This window comes from Halosolutus sp. DAT137 (assembly GCF_059736405.1).
On sequence record NZ_JCAQID010000001.1, the window covers coordinates 687,918 to 711,393 of the forward strand.

A 23,476-nucleotide genomic window follows, 5' to 3' on the forward strand; every position below is an offset into this window, starting at 1 on the left:
GAACGTCGGATGGGACCGTTCCGGGTATCGAGTGAAAGAGACGAAGTTAGCTCTCGGGTTGGAGGTCCTCGAAGGCACCGACGAAATCGTCGTGGGAGGTCATCCCGGAGATGCTATCGTCAACGCGTTTGCCGAGTTCTGCAACGCGATCGCAGAGGTCCTGATATTCCTCGTTGTCCGCGAGTTCGCGCTCTGCCTTTTCGGATTCCAGCAGCACTTTCTTCGAGACGAGCGCGTAATACTCCTGGATGTCCGACTCGTAATCCGATCGATCCGAAACGTCCTCGACCATGTCGACGAGTTCGTCCTTCGAGACGGGTTTGACGAGATAGTCGTCGAACCCCATCTCGATGATGTCGAAATCGGGGTCGACCGCCGTCACCATGACGACGCGACAGTCGTACCCGTCTTCGCGGATCTGTTCGAGGACTTCGTCACCGGAGAGCCCCGGCATCCGTCGATCCAGCAACACGACCTCGACGGAGTCAGTCATCTTTTCGAGCGCTTCTGACCCGTCGTATGCCGTTTCGACAGTCCAGTCAATGCCGAGCCACGCTGCAAACAGATCTGCAAGACGTGATTCGTCGTCTACGACGAGCACGTCCGGCCCGTCACTCATTGGCTGGCCCCTCTGTTCTCATCATCGATTACAGCCACGGCTCACACATTGTTCCTAGGGGTGATAAATCTCGCGACCACATCTCAAATTAATTATAATTTATCACCGACCGATACTGTCACAGGAAACGAAATGGTGACGCCACGGATGACTCGAAATCGAGTCGAGTTCGCACCGATTCGGCTGCGGCCGTTTATCCCGGCGGAGATACAGCAATCCTGGCTCGGTGGGAGTCTCTCAGCCGTCGCAGCCGGAGTACGTCCTCGTTGGCGCGTCCAGAGTCTCGAACGCACCCGTTTCGCGCTCCAGCCGCGCGGAACGGCCAGGTAATTGAGCGGGCCGCCCGCGGCAACGATAGTCGTCACTGAACGTCAGTGCGCACCCGATCGGACGATGGAAGCGTGGTTCGGAGCGAGCGTGGTTCGGAGCGAGCGTGGTTCGGAGCGAGCGTGGTTCGGAGCGAACGGAGTGAGCGAGAACCACGGATAGCGAGCGGGGAACGGATGTGACCCGCGAGCAACGGAGTGAGCGAGAACCACGGATAGCGAGCGGGGAACGGATGTGACCCGCGAGCAACGGAGTGAGCGAGAACCACGGATAGCGAGCGGGGAACGGATGTGACCCGCGAGCAACGGAGTGAGAACCGCGGACAGTACGATCGGTATGAAACCGTCTCAGTCGGTACTATCTCACTTGCCCTGGAAATCAGGATCTTCGTCGCCCATGAAGGCGGTAATTCCCTCCATCAGGTCGTCGGTCGCCATGAGCTGACCGAATGCGGCGGCTTCGTACTCGAGGCCGGCGTCGGTGTCGTGGCGGCCGGCGAGCATCGCGCGCTTGGTGTATTTCGTCGCGATCGGCGGCCCGGCGGCGAGATCAGCGGCGAGGTCGTGAGCCGTCTCCTCGAACTCGTCTTTGTCGACGACCTCCGTGACGAAGCCGAACTGCTCCATTTCGTCGGCGTCGTAGCGCTCGGCGGTGAGGATAATCTCCTTCGCCGGTCCCTCACCGATGACGTTCGCGAGGCGCTGGGTGCCGCCCCAGCCGGGGATCAGCCCGAGATCGAGTTCTGGCTGGCCGAACTGCGATCGGTCGGTCGCGACGCGAAGATCCGCACACGTCGCGAGTTCCATCCCGCCGCCGAGACAGTAGCCGTCGATGCCGGCGACGACGGGAAGATCGGAGGCCTCGAGTTTGCCGAACGTCTCCTGCCCGTTCTTCGAGAGTTCGACCGCGCCCAGTGGGTCGGCCCCGCCAGCGGCCATGCTCTGAACGTCGGCACCCGCGGAGAACGCCTTCCCGCCTTCGCCGGTGAGGAGAATCGAGCGGACCTCGTCGTCCTCTTCGAGTAGGTCGATCGCCGCCGACAGCTCTTCGAGCAGTTCGTCGCTGATCGTGTTCATCCGGTGGGGCCGATCGAGGACGACGTGGCCGACCATGTCTCCGGGGTACTCGACGCGGATCGCGTCGAACTCGACGCCACCGGCCTCGTCATCGTCAGCGTCGTAGAACGACCCGACCTCGTCGGCTCGTTCGCGGAGGTAGTCGGCGGGCTCGTAGCGATCGTGATCGGTCGCTTCGTGGGCCTCCTCGAGCACGTCGAGAGCGTTCTCGAGGCCGAACTCGTCGGCCATCGCGACGGGACCGTCGGGGAAGCCGGCACCGAGTTTCGTCGCCTCGTCGATCGACTCGGGCGGGGCGACGTCGCCACCGATCAGTTTGGCAGCCTCGTTGGCCATCGAGGCGATCAGGCGCTTCTCGACGAGTTCGGACTGGGCGTCGGTCGGAATGTCCGCGCCGTCGCCGTCCTCGTAGTCGTAGAAGCCCTTCCCGGTCTTCTTGCCGAGTTCTTCGTTCTCGACTTTCTGTTCGAGAAGGGGACACGGCTCGTAGGCCTCACCCAGCACCTCGTGCATGTACTCGAGGACGTGGTAGCTGATGTCGTTGCCGACCTGGTCGCCGAGTTCGAAGCTGCCCATCGGGAGTCCCAGCCCATACTTGGTCGTCGAGTCGACTTCAGCGATCGTCGCCTCGTCGTTGTGGACGAGCCAGCAGGCCTCGTTCATCAGCGGAACGAGAATGCGGTTGACGATGAAGCCGGGCGAGTCCTTGTGAACGCGCACGGGCGACTTGTCGAAGTCTTCGGCAAGTTCCTCGATCACGTCGAGCGTTTCGTCGTCGGTGTCGGCTCCCGAGATGACCTCGACGAGCGGCATCCGCACGGGCGGGTTGAAAAAGTGCATCCCACAGAACTGCCCGGGGCGATCCGTGAACTCCGCAAGGTCGGTAATCGAGAGGCTCGAGGTATTTGTCGCGAAGATCGCCCGATCGGGCGCGACCGACTCGAGTTCCTCGTAGACGTCCTGTTTGATCTCCATCTTCTCGGGAACGGCCTCGATGACGATGTCGGCGTCGCCGCAGGCCTCGCTCATATCGACCAGCGGCGTGACGCGGTCGAGCGCAGCGTCGGCTTCGTCCTGGCTAAGCTGGTCGTTTTCGGCCAGTTTGTTCAGCGACCACTCGATCTGGTCGTAGCCGTTCTGGACGAACTCGTCGTTGATATCGCGCATGTTCACGTCGTAGCCAGCCATGGCCGCGACCTCCGCGATGCCGTGGCCCATGTTCCCCGCGCCGAGAACTGCGATGGTGTTGATATCTTCCAGATCCATGGTAACCTATCCTATCGGCACCTGTTTCAACGTTTCCCTCTTGGGTTGAAAAAACTACAGTTTTGTTTACTACTGGTTACAAAGGACTTTATCGCCGGAAAGATAATGAATGTGCATGGAGTTCGGACTCAGCGACGAACAACAACAGATTCGCGAGGAGGTACAGCGGTTTGCGGAGAACGAGATCGTTCCCGTCGCCGAGGAGTACGACACCGAGGAAAAGTATCCCCACGACGTGGTCGACGAGGCCGCCAAAATGGGGCTAACCGGGGCTTACATCCCGATGGACTACGGCGGTGCGGGCTACTCGATTCTCGACACGGCGATCATCACCGAAGAACTGTTCTCCTACGATCCGGGTATCGCCCTCTCGATCGTCTCGACCTCTTTTGGCTGTGAAGCGATCATGAACTTCGGGACAGAAGACCAGAAAGAGCGGTTCTTGGAACCCGTCGCGATGGGCGAGATGATCTCCGGGGCCGCGATTTCGGAACCGGATTCCGGCTCTGACGTTTCTTCTGTATCTACGCGCGCGGAAAAAGACGGCGACGAGTGGGTCATCAACGGTAACAAGATGTGGATCACCAACGGCACCGTCGGCGACTTCTTCGTCGTGCTCTGTAAGACGAATCCCGACGCCGAAGGCCGGTACAACGGCTTCAGCCAGATCATCGTCGAATCCGATCGCGACGGCTTCTCCGCCGAGAAGATCACCGGCAAACTGGGTATCCGGGCCTCCGACACCGCCGAACTCATCTTCGACAACGTACGCGTGCCGGAGGAGAACCTCGTCGGGACCCGGGACGCTGCGTTCATGCAGCAGATGCAGTTCTTCGACGAGACGCGAACGGCCGTCGCTGCACAGGGCGTCGGCATCGCGAAGGGGGCGACCCGTGCCGCCCTCGAGTACGCCCAGGATCGCGAGCAGTTCGGCAAGTCGATCAGCGAGTTCCAGGCCATCCAGCACAAACTGGCCGAGATGGCGACCGACACCGAAGCCGCCCGCAACCTGACCTACAAGTCGGCCTGGAAGGTCGATCAGGGCGAAGACATCACCAAACTCGCCTCGATGGCCAAGGAGTACGCCTCCCGCGTCGCCGTCGATGTTGCCGATGAAGCCGTCCAGATTCACGGCGGTGCCGGCTACGTCAACGACTTCCCCGTCGAGCGGTTCTACCGCGACGCCAAGATCACCCAGATCTACGAGGGAACGAGCGAGATCCAGAAGAACGTAATCGCCCGCGAGATGCTCGGTAAGGGGTTCTAGGGAACCGGGGTCTGGTCCGCAGTCGTTCGCGGACTAGGTGCTCACTGCACGCATCTTCTCCGTTTTCGACCGACCCGTTCGCGAATCCGTCTTCTCACTGATCGCTGTCGGAATCCGTCTTCTCACTGATCGCTGTCGGAATCCGTATCTCCGTCATCGCTGTCGGAATCCGTATCCCCGTCGTCGCTGTCGGAATCCGTATCTCCGTCATCGATCGCCGTCCCCCGATCGTTTCGGACTGACTGCTCTCGGGGAGCCTGCGGGGTCTCCGAATCGCGGGATTTCGACGTCTCTGCTGTGGGGTCTGAGGCGGGGACAGCATCGGGATCGAAGACGTACAACGCGATCGGCGGGAGGACGTACGACGCGATCGCGAGCACCGCAAACCAGGGGTCGACGAAGACGAGAATTCCGAAGATCGCGAGCGTCGCGGCCGCAGCGGTGTGAATCGCCGTGTTCGTATACCGCCTGTAGAACGACCAGAATTCGACGATCGGGGGGGAGAGCGTCGATGTGAGCATCACTATCGATAGGGCGTCCACAGAGAAACCATTTGGTGGGTTTTCCCTCGTGGCTACGTGCTCTCCAGGGGATCATCACACTGGCTGTATTTTCACCATTCGCGGGCGTGAATCCGATAGTCGCGATCGCCGTTCGCCGTTCGTACACGAATACTGTCGTATGATAACAACTAACGTTGTTGCGATCGACAGTAGAATTGCCGTTCCCGGCGGGACGATCACGGCGTCTCGACGCCGCCCGTCGGGACGTACACCGAGGTGTTTCCCATGGCAACGACAGACGCATCCACGACCGACATCGTTCGGCGCTATCTGAACGCGTTCAACGATCGCGATCGGGAGACGATGACCGACCTGCTGGCAGACGACGTCGTCGAGCACAGCATCCACGACGAGTTACACGGTGTCGACGAAATCCTCGACTATCTCGACTCCCATTTCGAGGCGTTCCCGGACTACTCCGGGACGACGGACGTGATGGTCACCGAAGACGATACCGTCGCCGTTCGGTATACGGTAAGCGGAACGCATACAGGCGAATACCAGAACGTAGAGCCAACGGGCCACGACGCCGAGTGGACCGGAATTGCGATGTATCGGGTCGAAAACGGCGAAATTACCGAGGTCTGGCTCGAAGAGGACCGGCTCGGTTTGCTCGAGCAACTCGAGGTCGTCGATCCGCCCGCTCACCTCCGAATCTAGCGGTGCGATCAGCGTCGCTGCCCGCTCTCGTTTTCGCTGCCATCTCCCGCCGTTGTCTTCCCTGTCGCTTCTCCCGTCGTCGCGGTCGCCAGTTGGACCGGGAAGCCCTTTGTCGCTGGCCCCCTCTATAAACGGCATGAGAGAGTTCGTCTTCGCACTGGAACACGAAGCGGGTGCAAATCCCGTCGCGGACGTGCTTGCGGCGTACCCGCAGACCTCGATTCGATCGCTGTCGTGTCACGTCACGAGCGACAGCCTCTGGCGAGTAGACCACGCCGAGGGGTCCGCGGAGGCCATAGAAGCGCTCGAGCAGGCCTACGAGACGGCCGACTATTTCGCGGACTGTCTGGTCAAAGACGACTGTGGCGCAGAGTGTGAAGTGCAGGTGCTCGATCGATCGCCCGACACGCTGGTCGTCTATACCTACTGGGAGCGAACGCCGGTTTGTACCTCGGTTCCCCACATCGCACTGGAGTACCTCGGAGAGGGGCTGCTGTTCGAGACCTACCGCGAGGGGCGGCGCTACCGCTGGCGCATCGTCCTCGGAAGCGACGCCCCGGTCTCCGACTTTTTCGACGCCCTCGGCGACGAGGTTGGCGAGTGTACGGGGATCGAGGTGCTTCGACTGACCGAACTCGACCCCGATCGTCACGCGACCGGGGCGGACGAGTCCCTCCCGAGCGAACAGCGAGCGGCGCTGCAGGCGGCCGTCGAATACGGCTACTACGAAACGCCTCGGCGGATCGAACTTTCCGAACTCGCCGGGCGACTCGAAATTCCGCGATCGACGCTCTCCTATCGGCTCCGCCGAGCCGAAGCCGCGCTCGCGACGACGTTCGTCGAGGGAGAGGAATCGATCGAGACGATTGCCGCGAATCTATAATCGATTGACGATTGCAATGATGGGCGTTGTGATCGGCCGCCGATAACGACGCGCGTCCCCGTGGAGCGGCAGAGTTGGCGCACGCCAAATAACCCGTATGTGGATCGACTGACTACCGGGAGATAATGAGCGATTCTCCTCACTCTCCCTCCGGGTCGGCGGATTCGAGTCGGATCCTCGAGTTGTGCGTGCCGGAGATGGACTGTCCATCTTGTGCAGGCAAGGTGACGAACAGCATCGATCGACTCGACGGAATCGATCGTCTCGACCCGCAGGTGACGAGCGGGCGACTGATCGTCGAGTACGATCCGACGCGAACGACCGAGCAAGCCGTTCGCGAACGCGTCCGTGCGGCGGGCTACAGCATCGAACCTGCGATAGCCGAACTGTCGATCGCCGTTCCCGACATGGACTGTGCGTCCTGTGCGAGCAAAGTCGAGAACGCACTCGAGCGGACGCCGGGCGTGAGCGAGATCGAACCCAGGTCCGCGTCGGGGCGAGTGATCGTTACGGTAGCCGACGGAACGGACGCCGAAACGGTCGTCGCCGCGATCGAAGGAGCGGGCTACGACGCGGAGCCAATCGAGACCGACGACGAACAGATCGGTTCCAAGCGAGCCGTCTGGCGGAGTCGTCGCGCCGTCGGGACGGCGATCGGTGGCGTTCTGGTGAGTGTCGGGATGGCGCTTCAGTTTCTGGTTCCAGCCGCCGATCCCGCGCTGTTCACGGTCCTCGATCGAACCTATGCGCTCTCGCACCTGGTGTTCATCGCAGCCGCGGCGATCGCCGGCACCCCGATTCTCCGGAACGGCTACTACTCGGCGCGCAACCGAAGTCTGGACATCGATTTCCTCATGAGCGTCGGGATCGTCGCCAGCGTGGCGGCCCACCATCCCTTCGAGGGAGCCATGCTCGCGGTCCTGTTCTCGATCGCGGAACTGCTCGAACGGTTTTCGATGGATCGCGCGCGCGACTCGCTGCGGGAGTTGATGGACCTCTCCCCAGAGACGGCGACCGTCAAACGCGAGGACGGCTCTGAGGAGACGGTTCCCGCCGACTCGCTCGAACCCGGCGACCGCGTCGTGGTCCGACCCGGTGAGAAGATCCCTGCCGACGGGGTGGTCAGCGAGGGCGACAGCGCGATCGATCAGTCGCCGATCACAGGCGAGAGCGTGCCGGCGGACAAGACCGTCGGCGACGAAGTCTACGCCGGAACGATTCCCGAGTCGGGCTATCTCGAGGTCGAGGTCGAACGCGAAGCCGACGAGTCGACGATCGCCCGGATCGTCCGCATGGTCGAGGACGCCGAACGCGAGAAAACCGAACGCGAGCAGTTCGTCGATCGGTTCGCGAGGGTCTATACGCCGATCGTCGTCGCGCTCGCCGTCGGGGTTGCCGTCTTGCCGCCGCTGATCGCGGGCTGGTCGTGGAACACGTGGTTCCTCCGCGGGTTGACGCTCCTGGTCGTCGCCTGTCCCTGCGCGTTCGTCATCTCGACGCCCGTCAGCGTGGTGTCGGGAATCACGAGTGCCGCCCGGAACGGCGTCCTGATCAAGGGCGGTCGCTACCTCGAAGCCGTCGGCGAGAGCGACGTGCTCGCGATGGACAAGACCGGGACGCTCACCGAGGGCGATCTCTCGGTGACGGACGTGATCCCGCTCGAAGGGGCCGACGAGGATGCCGTCCTCCGACGCGCGAGCGCCGTCGAACGGCGCAGCGAGCACCCGATTGGCCAGTCGATCGTCGGCTACGCAACGGAGGTCGGGGTCGACGCCGACGGGTCCGAGGTCTCGAACTTCGAGGCGCTAACCGGAAAGGGCGTCCGCGGTGACGTCGACGGAGAAACACACTACGTCGGCAAGCCGGAGCTGTTCGACGGACTCGCGGATCTCGAACACGTCCACGCGACGACTGACGGGGGCGTCTCGCTCGCGGAGATGGGGTACGGATCTGACCCCCAGTGCGATCGCGAGGGCTGTCTCGACGTCCTCGCCGAGGTCGTCCCCGATCTGGAGGCCCAGGGAAAGACGGTCGTGATCGTCGGCACCGAGAACGGCCCGATCGGTGTTATCGGCGTGGCCGATGGCATCCGTGCCGAGGCGAAATGGGCCGTCTCGCGGCTACAAGACCAGGGCGTCCGCGTCGTCATGCTCACCGGCGACAACGAGGGGACCGCCCGAGCGATCGCGAGCGAGGTCGGGATCGACGAGTACCACGCCGAGTTGCTCCCTGACGAGAAAGTCGAGTGGATCCGGCGTCTCGAGGGACACTCAGCCGGCGACGACGAGAGCGACGACCGCGGTCACGTCGCGATGGTCGGCGACGGAATCAACGACGCACCGGCACTCGCGACGGCGAGCGTCGGTATCGCAATGGGGGCCGCGGGAACCGACACCGCCCTCGAGACGGCCGACGTGGCACTGATGGGTGACGATCTCACTCGGCTTCCGTATCTGTACGACCTTTCGCGAACGGCGACCGGCGTTATTCGACAGAACATCTGGGCGAGCCTCGGCGTCAAGGCCGTGCTCGCCGCCGGCGCTCCGTTCGGAATTGTGACGGTGATCCACGCCGTCGTCATCGGTGACATGGGGATGAGCCTCGGCGTGACGGGCAACGCGATGCGACTCGCGAGCGTCGAACCCGAGACGCCCGCGGACGTCGGTCGCGGCAACAACGAGCGATGACTATTGCTCGTCTCTACCTGCGCGTTCTCTTCAGCCCGGAAGTCGTTCGGTACGGGCGAAAAACGACCTTCTTCCCCGGCGACGACTGGTGGCAAGTCCCATATCAAAGCCCCAACTGCTTACGGGCCGCAGGCCCGTTCGCATGATCCGTGGGACGGACGGTCCACGCTACCCTCGACGAGCGAACCCGTCAGGGTGAACTACTTCGGTCATCCTCGTGGCGACACACACCGAAATACCCTCCTCGAGCGATTTCCCGTTCCGCTCGATCAAGCTGTCAGCGAGTACACCGTTCTGGTACAAGCGGGCGAGCCGCGAGCACGTCATCATCGCCGTGCTCTGGCACACCGGGATTCGCCTCGGGAGCCTTCGAGCGATCGATCTCGACGACTACGAGCCTGACAAGCAGTGTGTCTGGCTTCGTCATCGACCAGACACCGACACACCACTGAAGAACCAGGGACCAGCGGAGCGACCGCTGGCGCTCGACGACTACTACTGCGACGTCGTCGACGAGTACATTCGCTTCCACCGGCACGATGTCGTCGACGAGCACGGTCGCGAGCCGCTCGTGACGAGCGATCGAGGCCGATTGAGTTCGGGGCAGGTTCAGATCGGAGGTGTACCGGCTCACGCAGCCGTGTCTCTACCGTGAGTGCCCCCACGATCGCGATCCCGAGGACTGCGAGGCGCGAATGTACGGCCACTACTCGACCTGTCCGAGCAGCCTCTCGCCGCACGCGATCCGGCGCGGCTCGATCACGTACCAGCTACGCGAAGACGTCCCCGAGGAGATCGTCAGCGATCGCTGTGACGTCTCGTCTGACATCCTCGATCGACACTACGACCGACGCACAGACCGCGAGAAGATGGAACAGCGACGCGACTTCATCACGGATATTTAGGTAACCAATGACCCAGAACGAGCGCGGAGAACGCACTGGTAGACGGAGAGACATCGAAAACCCCCGAGGGAACGGAATTCGGGCGTTAGAAGCCCTGAAACACTTTTTTACGTATGGACTCGCCGGGATTTGAACCCGGGGCCTCTCCCATGCCAAGGGAGTGATCTACCACTGATCTACGAGCCCTCGTTCGCATCTCTTGTTTTCGCACACTCGAGTATAAACCCCTCGATATCCGGCGACGGCGACGGGAACGCATGTCGTGGGTCGCGTTCACGGGCCGCCTCGACGCCCCGATCGCGCGGGCGTGACGCAACGTTTTAGTCGCTGCTCGCGGTAGCATCGGTGGGAACCGCACGGCCGCAAATCTGACGCGCCGCCGATTCTGGCGGCTTGGGATTGCGGAAGTGCACGGCAAGCGCCGACGACTGTCGGACGACAGGACTCCTCCCGATCGCTGCAACGATCGTCGAATCCGGCGACCGCAGCCGAGCTATCGGAGGATAGCGTCCGTTGGTCGACACGAGACACGACGCGGTCAGTGCGTTTCCTATCCTCACTAATGGCACGAATGCATACTCGCCGCCGAGGCTCGTCCGGTTCGGACAAGCCGGCGGCAGACGAACCCCCGGAGTGGAGCGACGTCGACCCCGACGCGATCGAACAGCGGGTCGTCGAACTGGCAGAGCAAGGTCACGACCCGAGCCAGATCGGGATCAAACTGCGCGACGAGGGCGTGACGGGCACGCCCGTTCCGGACGTCAAACTGGCGACCGGCAAGAAGATCACCGAGATTCTCGAGGAGAACGACGCGAAAGCGGACATTCCCGAAGATCTCTGGAACCTGATGGAACGCGCCGTGCGACTGCGCGAGCACGTCCAGGCCAACCAGCAGGACTACCAGAACAAGCGCGCCCTGCAGAACACCGAAGCGAAAGTGCGCCGTCTGGTCAAATACTACCGCGGCAACGAACTCGAGGCCGACTTCACGTACACGCCCGAGATGGCAAAAGAACTCCTCGAGGAGTAAGCAGCCGTGTCTACCGGGAGTCGTACCGCCGAACCGATGTCCGCCACCGCCGCACTCGAGAGCGCCAGCTTCGTCCGACTCGTCAGTCGCGCCGACGGTGACGCGCTCGCGGCTAGTGGACTCCTCGCGCGGGCGCTTGCCGATCGACAGACGCCGTTTCAGGTGACGGTCGAGCGGACCGTCGCAGGACGAACCGAGCGTGCGATCGGGGATACCGAAGCCGAACGCGGTTCGGATGTCACCCTCGCTATCGGGCCGACTGATACGGATTTGCCTGAACTCGGCGCGACGGATCGACCCGCGACGCTCGAGGCCTGCGAGATCCTCCGGGAGTTCGGCGCGACGCCGGACCCGGTGCTTGCACTCGCCGGCATCGCGGCTGCAGGAACGGACCCCGGAGCCGGCGAAAGCGAGTGGCTCCTCGAGATGGCCGAAGATCGAGGCCTCCTCGATCGACGCCCGGGACTCGTCGTTCCGACGGCGGACCCGATCGAGGGAATCGCCTACTCCACGCGCGTTCTCACGCCGTGGTCGGGCGACCCGGATGCAACTCGCGAGGCGCTCGACGCGGTCGTGGCTACGGACGCCGACAGTGGTGATTTCGACGTGGCCACACTCGACGCCGACGATCACCGCGCGATCGGCTCTGCCGTCGCGCTCGACGCTGTCGGAGCCGAGGACGCGACGTCGACCGCTGCGGCGGCGATTCAGCGCGTCTTGCACCCCTATGGGACCCATGAAGGGCCGTTTGCGACCGTCGGCGGCTACGCCGACGTGCTCGAGGCAACGGCACGGACCGAGCCCGGCACCGGCGCTGCGCTCGCGATGGGCCACGAGGCCGGCGAACCGGCGCTTTCGATCTGGCGTGACTACGGCCGGCGGGCCCACACCGCACTTGCGACCGCATCGACCGGTCGATACGACGGGCTGTTCGTCGTGACTATCGAGGACGGCCCCGTCGAGGCGATCGCTCGGATCGTCGCGGGCTATCGGTCCCCCGAGCCGGTCGTCCTCGCAGTCGGCGACGGCGAAGCGGGACTCACGACTCGCGACGAGTCGATCGGCGCGACCGTCGAAGCTGTGGCCCGCGAACTCGGCGAGGAGACCGACCGCGGCGTCGAGTACGACGCGGCCCGGACTCGCGGCTACCTTCGGTACGACCCGGACGTGGACGAATCGACGATCATCGCGACAGTGAGGGCGTTCCAATGAGTCGGCGCGCGACCGCAACGATTCGGACGGAACACGACGATCCGGAGCGAATCGCACGGGCGCTTCGTCCGGACAACACCGACGAGATGGAGACGACGGTTGCCGACGACGAGACGAGTTCGGGGACGGTCGTGACGCGGATCGATCGCGAGTCGACGAGCGGTCTCCACTCGACGGTCGACGACTACGTCGTCAATCTCGATGTCGCGATTCGGGTGACAAAGCACGCAGAACCGACGAAAACACAGCACGCAGAACCGACGAAAGCACAGCACGCAGAACCGACGGACACGGGACCGGTGTCCGACCCCAACACAGATACCAACAATGAGTGAACGATCAGTTTCACGCGCGAAACAGGAAAAGCGGTGGTACACCGTGCTCGCACCGGAGCAGTTCGACCGGAAAGAGCTCGGTGAAACTCCCGCTGACGAACCGGAAAAAGTCTACGGGCGAACGATCGAGACGACGCTCGGAGACCTGACGAACAACGCGAGCGAGAACAACACGAAACTCACCTTCAAGGTGACCGACGTCGGCAGCGACTCGGCATACACGGAGTTCGTCGAGCACTCGCTGACGCGGGACTACCTGCGATCGCTGGTCCGCCGCGGTGCCTCCAAGGTCGAGGCTTACGTCACCGTCCTCACGACGGACGACTACCGCGTGCAGGTCCAGCCCGTCGCGTTCACGACGAAGAAGGCCGACGCCAGCCAGGAGAAGGCCATCCGCGAGCGAATGGTCGAGATGGTCGAGGAGGCCGCAGCCGAACGGACCTTCGAGGAACTCGTCGACAGCATCGTCGAGGGCCGCCTCTCCTCGGGCATCTACGGCGAAGCGAAGACGATCTACCCGCTGCGCCGCGTCGAGATCCAGAAGACGACGCTCGAGGCACACCCCGAAGAGGTCGCCGAGGAAGAAGCGACCTCGGTCGACGTCGACGACGAAGACGTCGCGACGAGCGACTGATCGCGACCGGCGTCGACAGTTGTCGACCTTCGACGACGGTCGACCATCGACGACGCGTTTTTTGTGGTCTCTCGATCAGCGACGGCTAACCGATCGACCGAGCCGAGGCTCTCACGTTGTCCGCAAAAAATGCCGCATACCTCGTGTACCCCTACCCGAGGTGGTTTACAAATTCGACGCCGCTCATAAATACTTTCTGCAGAGAGTGTCACTCGGTGACGACAACTCGTCCGATCATCCCCGCTTCGACGTGGGGTTCGCAAATGTACAGGTACGTACCCGGTACCTCGAACGTGTGTTCGAAGGTTTCTCGGGTCCCCAACCGACCGCCGCGGTGGTCGTGCCAGGCCTCGATCGCCGTTTCCTCGTCGTCGTACCCCCCGGTTGCAAAGTACTCGGCACCTTCCGGAAGGCTATTTTCGCGGGCGGTGATCGTGTGATCTGCGCCGCTCGTGTTCTTCCAGACGACCGGGTCACCGACGGTCGTCTCGTAGACAGCGGGGAGGAACTCGTTTCGCGTCATGCCGATATCGCACTCGCCGCCACTGCAGGGGTCGTCGTCAACGATATTGAGAACGGACGAACAGCCTGCCAGTCCAGCACTCGCACCGGTTCCGAGGGCTGCGAGTAGGACGCGCCGGTTCATACGTGGGCGTTAGGACAGTCGGAATATAACCGGCCCGGTTCGAAATGTCAGCCACAGGGTGTGACTGTCGATGGACACTGCCGAGGCTTCGCTGCGATCCGAACAAAAACACGTAAGGTATCGGCCGGTCGAAACCGGGAGTATGCTCCCCCGGTTCGTCGGTCGGCTGGGCGTCGCCGACGCGGTGACGATCGCCAACGCCGCGCTCGGTTTCGTCGCCGTCGTCGTCGCGTTCGTCGATATCCACCTGGCCGCACGACTTATCTTGCTCGCAGCCATCGCCGACGGGCTCGACGGGATCCTCGCGCGACGGTACGGCGGTACGGACGCCGGCCCGTTTCTCGATTCGCTGGCCGACGTGGCGTCGTTTGCGATCGCGCCCGCGGTGCTCGCGTTCGTCGTGGTACGCGACGGCCTCGGTATCGGCTTCGAGACGATCACGGCCGAACTCCTGCTCGTGACGGCGGTCAGCGCGCTGTTCGTCGCGATGGCCGTCGCTCGGCTGGGACTGTACACGGCGTACGATACGACTGGCGGCTACACGGAAGGCGTTCAGACGACGCTCGCGGCGACCATCATGGGCGCGGCAATCCTCGCGGGCGTCGCGGACCCCTGGCTCGTGCTCGCAGTCACCGGTGCGTTCTGTTATTTGATGGTCTCGCGCATTCAGTATCCCGATCTGCTCGCACGCGACGCCGGAATCATGGGCGTCGTCCACGCCCTCGCGATCATCGTCCCGAATTTCGCCGGGCGCACGTTCCCCTACGCACTCGTGATGCTCGGCATCGCGTACATGACGCTCAGTCCCTGGTTCTACTGGCGAGAAGACGAGCCGGTGCCAGCAGAGACTGGGCTGCATGGAAACGCTTAGGAACGTGCTGACACGACCTGTAGGTATGAGCACTGTCACGCGTCGGTACCGTCACGAGGTGGGAGTATGAGTGACGAGGAGACCCCTGGCGACGACGCCGAAGGCGACGCGGAGGCCGAACCGATCGATCTCGACGCGATCCGGACCGAACTCGCGGCTCGCGAGGACGACCTCGAGGCGCTCGCGAGCGATCTCGAGGCCGCCGAGACCGAAGACGACCTCGACGTCGTGGAGGCGGACATCGAATCGTTCCGCTCGGAACTCGAAACGATCGAGATCCCGGAACCGCCGGAAGAAGACGAAGACGAGGAGGAAGACGACGAGGAAGAGACAGTCCCACCGGAGGAAGAACTCCAGGATCGTTACGACGACATCGAGAGCGACGTGTCGGATCTCGAATCCGATCTCGAGGACCAGCGCGGTCCCTACGCCGAAGACATCATCAGCGAAATCGAGAGCGCGAGCGGGACGATCACGGGAACCCGCTGGACCGAGGAAGGGAACGCGGAACTGATCGAGGCGGTCGACGACTTCCTCGACGCGTGCAACGAGATCCTCGGAAGCGCGGTCACGCTGAGTAACGAGGGCGAAGGCGTCCCCGAACAGCTCGAAACGACGCTCGAGCACGCAGTAGATTCTGTCGACGACGCGAATCTAGACCCGGACGACGACGCCGAGACGATCGCAGAGCTGCTCGAAGCCACCGACGCGCTCCAGTCGGACATCGACGACGCGACGGAGTGGACCGACCTCCAGATCCGCGAACAGATGCGACGCGAGGGATTTTACGACGTGCTCGATCACGTCAAGGACTTCCCGCCCGAGTGGCACGCACTCAAAGTTCACGAAAAGCGTGGCAACGTCGACATGATCCTGCTGGCCCTGGAGACGTTCGACTCGGACTTCATGGAGGAACACTGCATGGAAGCCTTAGAGCGGATGGGGCCCGAGGAGGCGATCGAGCCGATGCTCCAGAAGGCAAACCGCCGCGATACGGCGGCGATGTCGATCCTCGGGAAGATCGGCGTCGATGACGAGGAGATCGTCGAGACCTTGCTGGATTACGTCGACTCCAACCCGAACCTTCAGGGACCGGCGTTCCGGGCGCTTGGCGAAATCGGTGCCGAGGACGCCGTCCAGCCGATCGCCAACCAGCTCGTCGAGGACAACCCGGACGTCCGAAGCTGGGCCGCCCGCGCGCTCGGCCTGATCGGTGACACCCGCGCGATCGCCCCCCTCGCGGACGTTCTCGACGACGACGAGTCCGATCGCGTCCGGGCAAGTGCTGCGTGGGCGCTCACCCGTATCGGTACCCGTGAAGCCCTCGAGACCGTCGCGGAGTACGAGGACGATCGCGCGTACCTCGTTCAGGCGGAAGCCGAGCGCGTCGACCTCGAGCCGGCAACCTGATTGCATTCGGCGGCTGATTTTCCCACGGTTTAAATACGAACGGGCGGCCAGACGCTCTGATGGCCGGCCGAGGACGAGCAGTCGTCGTACTAACGCTTCTGGTAACTGCGAGTCTCGCGACCGCAACGCCGATCGGAGCCGTCGCGCTGGCGATACCGGGAGCCGGAACGGCCCAACCGGACGGAGACCATCGATCGACGACACCGGCAAGCGAGGCCACCGATGAACGAGTCTCGTCCGTGTCTCCGGAGGCGTCGCTCGACTGTCCGTCCGGGCATCACGGCCGCGCCACGACCAACCCGCCACCGACAGCCGGCACCGCGCGCATCGTCGAACTCTATCCGAACCCTACGGCGCACGGAAACGTCGGCGAGTATCTCGTCCTCGAGACGCCGCCGGCAACCCGTCTCACGAACTGGACGATCACCGACGGACACACGACCGCGCGCCTCCCGAACGAGACCGTTTCGGGCCGAATCGCGCTCAGTACCGATCCTGACGCGACCGCGGAACTGACCGACGGTCCGATCGTCGAACTCGACGGAGCGCTTCGTCTCGCCGTCGACGGCGACGAACTGACACTCCGCAACGGGACGGAGGTCGTCGATACCGTCGCCTACGACCGAGCGCCGCTCGCTCAACAATGGTACCGAACGGCCGAGGACGATCGCGAGGCCGAGTCTACGACCGGTTCGAGTTGGGAAGCGGACGGAGACGGGGAGTGGTGGCCGAGAGGGGCGACCTGTCGCCCCGTCTCGACGTTCGACATCGACGAGGCGACGGCGTTCGTGCTTCCGGACTCGCCCGACGTACCACTGGAGACGATCCGGGACGCGGAGGACCGACTCCTGATTGCGGGGTACACGTTCACCGATCGCGAGATTACGGACGCGCTCGTCGACGCGTCCGCCCGTGGCGTCGACGTGGCCGTTCTCATCGAATCCGGGCCGGTCGGCGGGACCCCAGCACGGACTCGATCGCGCATCGACACGCTGCTGAAGACAAACGTCGACGTTCGCGTCATCGGTGGTGAAGGGGCCCGGTATCGGTTTCACCACCCGAAGTACGCCGTGGCGGACGATGCGGTGCTCGTAACGACCGAGAACTGGAAACCATCCGGCGTCGGCGGCGAATCGAGTCGCGGGTGGGGCGTTCGCGTCACCGACGCCGATCTCGCGACCGACCTCGCCACCGTGTTCCGGGCTGACTTCGAGGGCTGGGACACCAAGTCGGGGGCGGCCCACCTGGCCGACGCGTCGTTCGTCGAGGACGACGCCCCGCCTCCGCGGTCGTTCGATGCCGACCACCAACCGGTCACCGTCTCGATCGAATCGGTCGAACTCCTGCTTGCACCCGACAACGCCGAGTCTCGGCTCGAAACGCTCATCGAAGACGCCGACGAGGAACTGCTCATCAAGCAAGCGAGCGTCGATCCGGACGTCTCGGTACTCGAAGCGTCGATCGCGGCCGCCCACCGCGGCGTCTCCGTGCGACTCCTGCTCGATTCCTCGTGGTACGTCGAAGACGACCACGACAGACTGGCGGCCGACCTCGAACGAACCGCCGAGCGAGAGGGGCTCGATTTTGAGGTCAAACTCGTCGCCGACACCGACGCCTTCGAGAAGATCCACGCGAAGGGAGTCGTCGTCGATCGCGAGGCTGCGATCGTCGGCAGCGCCAACTGGAACGACAACTCCCTCCAGCACAACCGGGAGGTACTCCTCGCCCTCCACGGCGACGACGCAGGCGCCTACTACGCCGCCGTGTTCAAGGACGACTGGGAGGGAGACTCCTGGACGCTTCCGCTCGGACTATCCGCGACGGTCGTCGCCGCACTCTCGGCGGCGGCAGTTCTCGGACGGCGGTACGTCCGATTTGGCGACGAGTCGCCGGCCGTCCCAAAAAATAGACGCTGATTTGGATACCCCGGTCGTGGAGACTACTCGTTCATCGAAAACGGGGTCGCGGACGGCTCATACGGATTCGTGCCCGTAGGTACCGCCGAACGGCGAACCGTGTTGGCCGTTCGGCGGTCATTGATGACGCGAATCCGTATCAGTCCGCACAGTTGCCGACTTCGACCAGCAGTTCACAGCAGTCTCGATCGGGGTCAAAGCAGTCGGGACACTGTGCGGGGCGATCGATAATGGTATCCAGACGCCCGGCGACGGTGTCGTCGATGACGCTCTCGAGAGCGCGGGCTTCCTCACGAAACTCTTCGACCTCGAGGACGTTCGCGAGAAACCGTTCGATGATGCAGTACGTCTGGAGCGCGTTGTGTGCGCGCTCGAGACCGTCATCGGTCAGGCTGGCCCCCTTGTACTTCTCGTGTTCGACGAGATCGCGCGCTTCGAGTTTTCCAATCATTTCGTTGACGCTTGCCGGACTGACCTCGAGCAGGTCAGCGAGCGTCCCGGTCGAGGCGGGGCCGTCTTCGATACGCTGGGCGAGATAGATCGCTTTGAGGTACTGGTCTGCAGTGTTCATTGGGTCCCTCCGTCGGTCGGTGCAGTCTGTGCGGTCTGTGCAGTCGGTTCGGACCGAGCGATCGACGTTGTGGTCGACTCGTCTTCGACGGCCGTCCCCTGGCTCACGGGCCGGATCATGCTCTGTGCTCCATGACCTCGGTCACTTCTTGAACGCCTTCTTTTTCCTCTTCGCGGATGGCTGATAGCGTCTCGAGTAGTCGATCGCGGTCGATTGCAAACGCCGAGTCGGAGGCCTCGATCGCCTCGATCAGGTCGTCGTAGAATTTGTAAGCCGTCTCCTCGTTGGCCAGTTGGTCGTAGAGCACGCCGTCCGTGTCTTCGGGTGGCCCGTACCTCGCGTCGACGAGTGCGTTAATTTCCTCGTAGGCGACCGTCTCGGCGTCGAGTTCGTCGATTAGCGCTTCCAGCCGATCGCGGTGGTCGGCTGACTCCTCTGCGGCGTCGGCAAGCAGTTCGCACACCTCCTCGTCGACCGCCGTCCGTTCCGCCGCCGGCAGCGAGTCGAGGTGGTGGGCTGCGCGCGACTCGACGACCTCCTCCAGTACGACCCCAATCTGGAGGAGTCGGGCGAGCTGGTGATCGCTCGAGACGCGCTGTCCCAGACTCATACCATCCGTTCGGAGGGCATGCTACTTAACTTCCAGCATCTCTCGGAGACCGACGAGCCACCTTGGAATCCGGCAACGGGACCAGTCTTCTCACACCTTGCAGCGATCGATCCCCCGGTCGCGATCGAAGAACGGGTCGAACGGTTCCCGCCCCACACCGATGGGGCGGTTCCAGCGAAAAATGGATTCCGTGCGGGTTGCGCTCGCGTCGGTTCGAGCGTCGCGTTAGTCGCGCTGGCGCAGTCGATCGTGAACCAGCGTTTCGAGGTCCTCGCGCAGTTCATCGACGGCGATTTCTTCGAACACTGGCACGAAGAACCCTTCGACGAGCATATTACGCGCCGAGCGCGGATCGATCCCGCGAGAGGTCATGTACAGCAGGTCCTCCCGGTCGATCTGGCCGACCGTCGCCGAGTGGCTGGCTTCGGTGTCGTGGTTGTTGATGATCAGCTTCGGCGAGGCGTCGGCTTCGCTCTCATCCGAAAGCATGAGCGTATTCTCGCGCTGGTAGGAGCTGGTGTCCCAGGCGTCCTTGCCGACGTCCTGGACGCCCTCGTAGACCGATCGGGCGACGTCGTCGGTGACGCCGCGAGTGACGAGGTCTGCGGTGGTGTGTTCAGCGCGGTGCCAGACCCTCACGTCGAGGTCGAAGTGCTGGTCGTTGTGGCCGTAGAACGCCCCGACGATCTGGGTTTCGGAACTGTCACCGGCGAGTTTGGTCTCGACGCTAGTTTTGGTTAGCTGCGTTCCGATGTTCCCCTCGATCCAGTTGATCGTCGCGTAGGTGTCGGCGACGCCGCGTTTGTGCGTGAAGTTGTAGGCGTCTTCCGAGAGGTTCTGCAGGCTGCCGTACTGGACGTAGCTGTTCTCGCCCGCAACAACCTCGACGATGCCGCTGTAGTACTGCTCGCCCTGTGTCCCCGTCTCGCTGTCCTCACCGGTGGACTGCCGTTCGAGAATCGTGACCGACGAGGACTCCTCGGTGATGACGAGCGTGTAGTTGAACAGCGATCGGGAGTTCTGTTCGGTTCGGATCGTAACGTCTTCGGCGTCGACGCCCTCGGGAACGTAGACGACAGTCCCGGTGCTAAACAGCGCCGTCGAGAGGGCTGTCAGATAGTTCTCCTGCGGATCGATAACCGAGCCGAAGTGCTCTTCGAGGAGGTCCTCGTGTTCGTCGACTGCCTCGGCCCATGGCAAGACGTCGACCTCGTCGGGACCGACCTGGTCCTTGTCCTCGGCCGTGTTCAACGGGTCGACCAGCGACTCGTAATCCAGCTCGTGGAGATTCGTCCAGTCGCGTCCGGGGGTCCGAATGACTGGCGGCATCTCGAGTTCGTCGAGGGCCTCAAGCGCTTCCAGCCGCGTTTCGGTGAGCCACGCTGGCTCGTCGAGGCTCTCGCTGATTTCGCGGACCTGTGCTTCCGTCAGATTGGCGTGAACCTGTGTTCCTGCGCTCATATTATCCGAGGCTTCCCTCCATCTCGAGTTCAATGAGACGGTTGAGTTCGACGGCGTATTCGATCGGCAGTTCCTCCGTGATCGGCTCGATGAAGCCGGCGACGATCATCTTCTTGGCGTCGTCGTCGTCCAGCCCGCGGCTCTGAAGGTAGAAAATGTCCTCGTCGCCGATCTTGCCGACGGTCGCCTCGTGGGCGACGTCGACTTTCGACTCCTCGATCTCCATGTACGGCATGGTGTCCGACGTGGACTCGTTGTCGAACATCAGGGCGTCACACTCGACGGCGGTGCTCGAATTCTCGGCACCGTCCGCGATGTGAACGAGGCCGCGGTAATTGGTGCGGCCGCCGTCCTTGGAGATCGACTTGGATTCGATCGTCGATTTCGTGTTCGGCGCGTTGTGGTAGACCTTCGCGCCGGTGTCGATGTCCTGGCCCTCGCCGGCGAACGCGATCGTGATGTGGGTGTCCGTCGCGCCGCGGCCCTTGAGGATCGAGCAGGGGTAGAGCATGGTGGCCTTCGAGCCCATCGAGCCTGAGATCCACTCCATCGTTCCGTTCGATTCGACGATCGCCCGCTTGGTGTTGAGGTTGAACGTGTTCTTCGACCAGTTCTGGACGGTCGAGTACTGGACGTGAGCGTCTTCTTTGACGAAGACCTCGACGCCGCCGGAGTGGAGGTTGTGGGTGCCGTACTTGGGTGCAGAACAGCCCTCGATGTAGTGGACTTCTGAGCCCTCCTCGGCGATGATGAGCGTGTGCTCGAACTGGCCCATCCCTTCGGAGTTCATGCGGAAGTACGCCTGAACCGGCATCTCGACGGTGACGTCCTCGGGGACGTACACGAACGAGCCGCCGGACCAGACGGCCCCGTGGAGTGCGGCGAACTTGTTGTCACTCGGGGGGACGCAGGTCGTCATGAAGTACTCTTTGACGAGGTCAGGGTGTTCCTGGACCGCGCGGTCCATGTTCATGAACACGACGCCCTTCTCCTCCCACTGCTCTTGCATGTTCTGGTAGACGACCTCGGACTCGTACTGGGCACCGACGCCGGAGAGTGCGTTCTTTTCGGCTTCCGGGATGCCGAGTTTATCGAAGGTGTCTTTGATCTCCTCGGGCAGTTCGGTCCAGTCGTCGACGCCTTCGCGCTTGTCGACGTCCGGGCGGATGTACGGGATGATCTCTTCGACGTCGAGTCCGGAGAGGTCCGGCATGCCGGGCCAATCCGAGGGCATCGGCATGTTCTGGTACTGCTTGAGCGCGCGCAGACGGCGCTCGAGCATCCAGTCGGGTTCGTCTTTGTCCTCGGAGATCATACGGATGACCTCCTCGGTCAGTCCCTTGTCGGATTTCACCGCGGCGTTCTGGTCTTTCTTGAACTCGAACCGCGCTTCGGTGTCAGTTTCTTTGAGGTGGTCTTGTTCGGAACTCATAATGTGATTGTGTATATGGTTACGGCTGTAGGGTTATTACCGTTGTTCTAGCCGAATCCGGTTACGCGGTCTCGTAGACCTCTTCGCGGACCCAGTCGTACCCCTTGTCCTCGAGTTCTTCTGCGAGCGAGGCGTCGCCGCTCTTTGCGATCTGCCCGTCGAGCATCACGTGGACGTGATCGGGTTCGACGTAGTCGAGGATACGCTGGTAGTGGGTGATCTGGAGGATACCGGTTCCCTGCTCGTCACGGAGTGCGTTGATTCCCTGTGAAACGTCCTGGAGGCGATCGATGTCGAGCCCCGAGTCGATCTCGTCGAGGACGGCGATCGAGGGTTCGAGGATGGCCGCCTGGAGCACTTCGTTCTGCTTTTTTTCCCCACCGGAGAAGCCGGCGTTGAGATAGCGCTGGGCGAATCGTTCGTCCATGTCCAGCTGTTCCATCTTCTCCTGGAGGATTTTCTGGAACTCGGCGACGCCGACCTCGCCGTCGTCGGCCGGTCCCTCCATCGGGGAGGTCTCGAATCCTTCGTCCTCCGCCTCAGCCTCCGCGTCGTCTTCGTCCTCGAAGAGCTCCTCTCGCTCCTCGATTTTGGCGTTCAGCGCCGTTCGAAGGAAGTTCGTCATCGTGACGCCCTCGATCTCGGCCGGGTACTGGAAGCCGAGGAACACGCCGAGTGCGGCACGTTCGTTGGGTTCGAGATCGAGCAGATTCCAGGTTCGCTGGTCCTCGTCGATCTCGATGCCGTCACCGAACTCGTCTTCTTCGAGGTGCAACAGGACCTCGCCGTCGGTGACCTCGTAGGCCGGGTGGCCGGCGATGACCTTCGCGGTCGTCGATTTCCCGGAGCCGTTCGGACCCATCAGGGCGTGAATCTCGCCCGATTTGACTTCCAGGTCGACGCCGTCGAGAATCTTCTCGCCGCCTTCCGCCACTTCCGCGTGCAGGTTGCGTAGTTCGAGACGTGCCATAGTTCTCTGTCGTTTGGAGGGTAGGTCGTATCACTGATAACGGTTTCGTATCCGATTGCATACGATTTTCCATCACCAAAATAATTTTCCGTATGGTGAACCCAACGAGTGGTAACGAGAAGTTA

20 protein-coding genes, 1 tRNA gene and 1 pseudogene are annotated in these 23,476 nt (G+C 62.8%); 12 read left to right on the forward strand and 10 right to left on the reverse strand.

Features of this window, described 5'->3' with window-relative positions:
• Nucleotides 1-46: 46 nt before the first annotated feature.
• Both AC6I6L_RS03360 and AC6I6L_RS03365 read right to left on the reverse strand, forming a co-directional pair.
• Nucleotides 47-619, reverse strand: a complete 573-nt coding sequence (locus AC6I6L_RS03360; RefSeq protein WP_497916297.1) for a HalX domain-containing protein — start codon at nucleotides 617-619, stop codon at nucleotides 47-49.
• Nucleotides 620-1,308: 689 nt separating this feature from the next.
• Nucleotides 1,309-3,288, reverse strand: coding sequence for a 3-hydroxyacyl-CoA dehydrogenase/enoyl-CoA hydratase family protein (locus AC6I6L_RS03365; protein ID WP_497916298.1), 1,980 nt, complete (start codon nucleotides 3,286-3,288; stop codon nucleotides 1,309-1,311).
• A 115-nt stretch (nucleotides 3,289-3,403) separates the two neighbouring features.
• Here AC6I6L_RS03365 and AC6I6L_RS03370 point away from each other — a divergent pair, with 115 nt between their 5' ends.
• The gene (locus AC6I6L_RS03370) at nucleotides 3,404-4,555 is read left to right on the forward strand and encodes an acyl-CoA dehydrogenase family protein (RefSeq protein ID WP_497916299.1); all 1,152 of its coding nucleotides are present in this window, start codon (nucleotides 3,404-3,406) and stop codon (nucleotides 4,553-4,555) included.
• A gap of 122 nt (nucleotides 4,556-4,677) precedes the next feature.
• Here the strand turns inward: AC6I6L_RS03370 and AC6I6L_RS03375 are convergent, their stop codons facing one another.
• Nucleotides 4,678-5,076: a hypothetical protein gene (locus AC6I6L_RS03375; protein WP_497916300.1), complete on the reverse strand. Its 399-nt coding sequence runs from the start codon at nucleotides 5,074-5,076 to the stop codon at nucleotides 4,678-4,680.
• Nucleotides 5,077-5,343: 267 nt separating this feature from the next.
• Here AC6I6L_RS03375 and AC6I6L_RS03380 point away from each other — a divergent pair, with 267 nt between their 5' ends.
• The 4 genes and pseudogenes from AC6I6L_RS03380 to AC6I6L_RS03395 form a co-directional block, all read left to right on the forward strand.
• A complete protein-coding gene (locus tag AC6I6L_RS03380) occupies nucleotides 5,344-5,778 on the forward strand; it encodes an ester cyclase (protein ID WP_497916301.1) in 435 nt (144 codons plus the stop codon).
• A 136-nt stretch (nucleotides 5,779-5,914) separates the two neighbouring features.
• The gene (locus tag AC6I6L_RS03385) at nucleotides 5,915-6,661 is read left to right on the forward strand and encodes a helix-turn-helix domain-containing protein (protein WP_497916302.1); all 747 of its coding nucleotides are present in this window, start codon (nucleotides 5,915-5,917) and stop codon (nucleotides 6,659-6,661) included.
• Nucleotides 6,662-6,786: 125 nt separating this feature from the next.
• A complete protein-coding gene (locus AC6I6L_RS03390) occupies nucleotides 6,787-9,348 on the forward strand; it encodes a heavy metal translocating P-type ATPase (RefSeq protein ID WP_497916303.1) in 2,562 nt (853 codons plus the stop codon).
• A 298-nt stretch (nucleotides 9,349-9,646) separates the two neighbouring features.
• A pseudogene (locus AC6I6L_RS03395) lies at nucleotides 9,647-10,253 on the forward strand (site-specific integrase); the annotation flags it as partial.
• Between the two features lie 114 nt (nucleotides 10,254-10,367).
• Here the strand turns inward: AC6I6L_RS03395 and AC6I6L_RS03400 are convergent.
• A tRNA-Ala gene (locus tag AC6I6L_RS03400) sits at nucleotides 10,368-10,439 on the reverse strand.
• Nucleotides 10,440-10,815: 376 nt separating this feature from the next.
• Between AC6I6L_RS03400 and AC6I6L_RS03405 the strand changes: the two genes are divergently transcribed.
• Genes AC6I6L_RS03405 through AC6I6L_RS03420 form a run of 4 tightly spaced genes read left to right on the forward strand, consistent with a single transcriptional unit; the run spans nucleotide 10,816 to nucleotide 13,464 of the window.
• Nucleotides 10,816-11,283 (forward strand): 30S ribosomal protein S15, encoded by a 468-nt coding sequence (locus tag AC6I6L_RS03405; RefSeq protein ID WP_497916304.1) that lies wholly within the window; start codon nucleotides 10,816-10,818, stop codon nucleotides 11,281-11,283.
• Nucleotides 11,284-11,289: 6 nt separating this feature from the next.
• Nucleotides 11,290-12,495 (forward strand): exonuclease, encoded by a 1,206-nt coding sequence (locus tag AC6I6L_RS03410; protein WP_497916305.1) that lies wholly within the window; start codon nucleotides 11,290-11,292, stop codon nucleotides 12,493-12,495.
• Nucleotides 12,492-12,830: a KEOPS complex subunit Pcc1 gene (locus AC6I6L_RS03415; RefSeq protein ID WP_497916306.1), complete on the forward strand. Its 339-nt coding sequence runs from the start codon at nucleotides 12,492-12,494 to the stop codon at nucleotides 12,828-12,830. Before AC6I6L_RS03410 ends, AC6I6L_RS03415 begins: the two co-directional genes overlap by 4 nt.
• Entirely contained in the window at nucleotides 12,823-13,464 is a 642-nt protein-coding gene (locus AC6I6L_RS03420; RefSeq protein ID WP_497916307.1) for a 30S ribosomal protein S3ae, read from the forward strand. Before AC6I6L_RS03415 ends, AC6I6L_RS03420 begins: the two co-directional genes overlap by 8 nt.
• Nucleotides 13,465-13,672: 208 nt before the next feature.
• On the opposite strand, the gene AC6I6L_RS03425 is transcribed toward AC6I6L_RS03420, so the two are convergent.
• Nucleotides 13,673-14,110, reverse strand: a complete 438-nt coding sequence (locus tag AC6I6L_RS03425; RefSeq protein WP_497916308.1) for a cupredoxin domain-containing protein — start codon at nucleotides 14,108-14,110, stop codon at nucleotides 13,673-13,675.
• Nucleotides 14,111-14,252: 142 nt separating this feature from the next.
• Between AC6I6L_RS03425 and AC6I6L_RS03430 the strand changes: the two genes are divergently transcribed.
• The 3 genes from AC6I6L_RS03430 to AC6I6L_RS03440 all read left to right on the forward strand — a co-directional run bounded on the left by AC6I6L_RS03430 (nucleotide 14,253) and on the right by AC6I6L_RS03440 (nucleotide 18,307).
• Nucleotides 14,253-14,981 carry a protein sorting system archaetidylserine synthase gene (locus AC6I6L_RS03430; RefSeq protein WP_497916309.1) on the forward strand — a complete coding sequence of 243 codons (729 nt, stop codon included), beginning with the start codon at nucleotides 14,253-14,255 and terminating at the stop codon, nucleotides 14,979-14,981.
• Nucleotides 14,982-15,047: 66 nt separating this feature from the next.
• Nucleotides 15,048-16,391 carry a HEAT repeat domain-containing protein gene (locus tag AC6I6L_RS03435; RefSeq protein ID WP_497916310.1) on the forward strand — a complete coding sequence of 448 codons (1,344 nt, stop codon included), beginning with the start codon at nucleotides 15,048-15,050 and terminating at the stop codon, nucleotides 16,389-16,391.
• A gap of 59 nt (nucleotides 16,392-16,450) precedes the next feature.
• A complete protein-coding gene (locus AC6I6L_RS03440) occupies nucleotides 16,451-18,307 on the forward strand; it encodes a phospholipase D-like domain-containing protein (protein ID WP_497916311.1) in 1,857 nt (618 codons plus the stop codon).
• A gap of 139 nt (nucleotides 18,308-18,446) precedes the next feature.
• On the opposite strand, the gene AC6I6L_RS03445 is transcribed toward AC6I6L_RS03440, so the two are convergent.
• The 5 genes from AC6I6L_RS03445 to AC6I6L_RS03465 all read right to left on the reverse strand — a co-directional run bounded on the left by AC6I6L_RS03445 (nucleotide 18,447) and on the right by AC6I6L_RS03465 (nucleotide 23,351).
• Nucleotides 18,447-18,878 (reverse strand): metal-dependent transcriptional regulator, encoded by a 432-nt coding sequence (locus tag AC6I6L_RS03445; RefSeq protein ID WP_497916312.1) that lies wholly within the window; start codon nucleotides 18,876-18,878, stop codon nucleotides 18,447-18,449.
• Between the two features lie 115 nt (nucleotides 18,879-18,993).
• On the reverse strand, nucleotides 18,994-19,488 hold the full coding sequence (locus AC6I6L_RS03450; protein ID WP_497916313.1) for a ferritin-like domain-containing protein: 495 nt from the start codon (nucleotides 19,486-19,488) through the stop codon (nucleotides 18,994-18,996).
• A gap of 225 nt (nucleotides 19,489-19,713) precedes the next feature.
• Nucleotides 19,714-20,949, reverse strand: a complete 1,236-nt coding sequence (gene sufD / locus AC6I6L_RS03455; protein ID WP_497916314.1) for a Fe-S cluster assembly protein SufD — start codon at nucleotides 20,947-20,949, stop codon at nucleotides 19,714-19,716.
• 1 nt (nucleotide 20,950) lies between these two features.
• Complete coding sequence (sufB, locus tag AC6I6L_RS03460; protein WP_497916315.1) at nucleotides 20,951-22,381, reverse strand: Fe-S cluster assembly protein SufB; 1,431 nt, start codon at nucleotides 22,379-22,381, stop codon at nucleotides 20,951-20,953.
• Between the two features lie 61 nt (nucleotides 22,382-22,442).
• Entirely contained in the window at nucleotides 22,443-23,351 is a 909-nt protein-coding gene (locus tag AC6I6L_RS03465; RefSeq protein ID WP_497916316.1) for an ABC transporter ATP-binding protein, read from the reverse strand.
• Nucleotides 23,352-23,476: the final 125 nt, after the last annotated feature.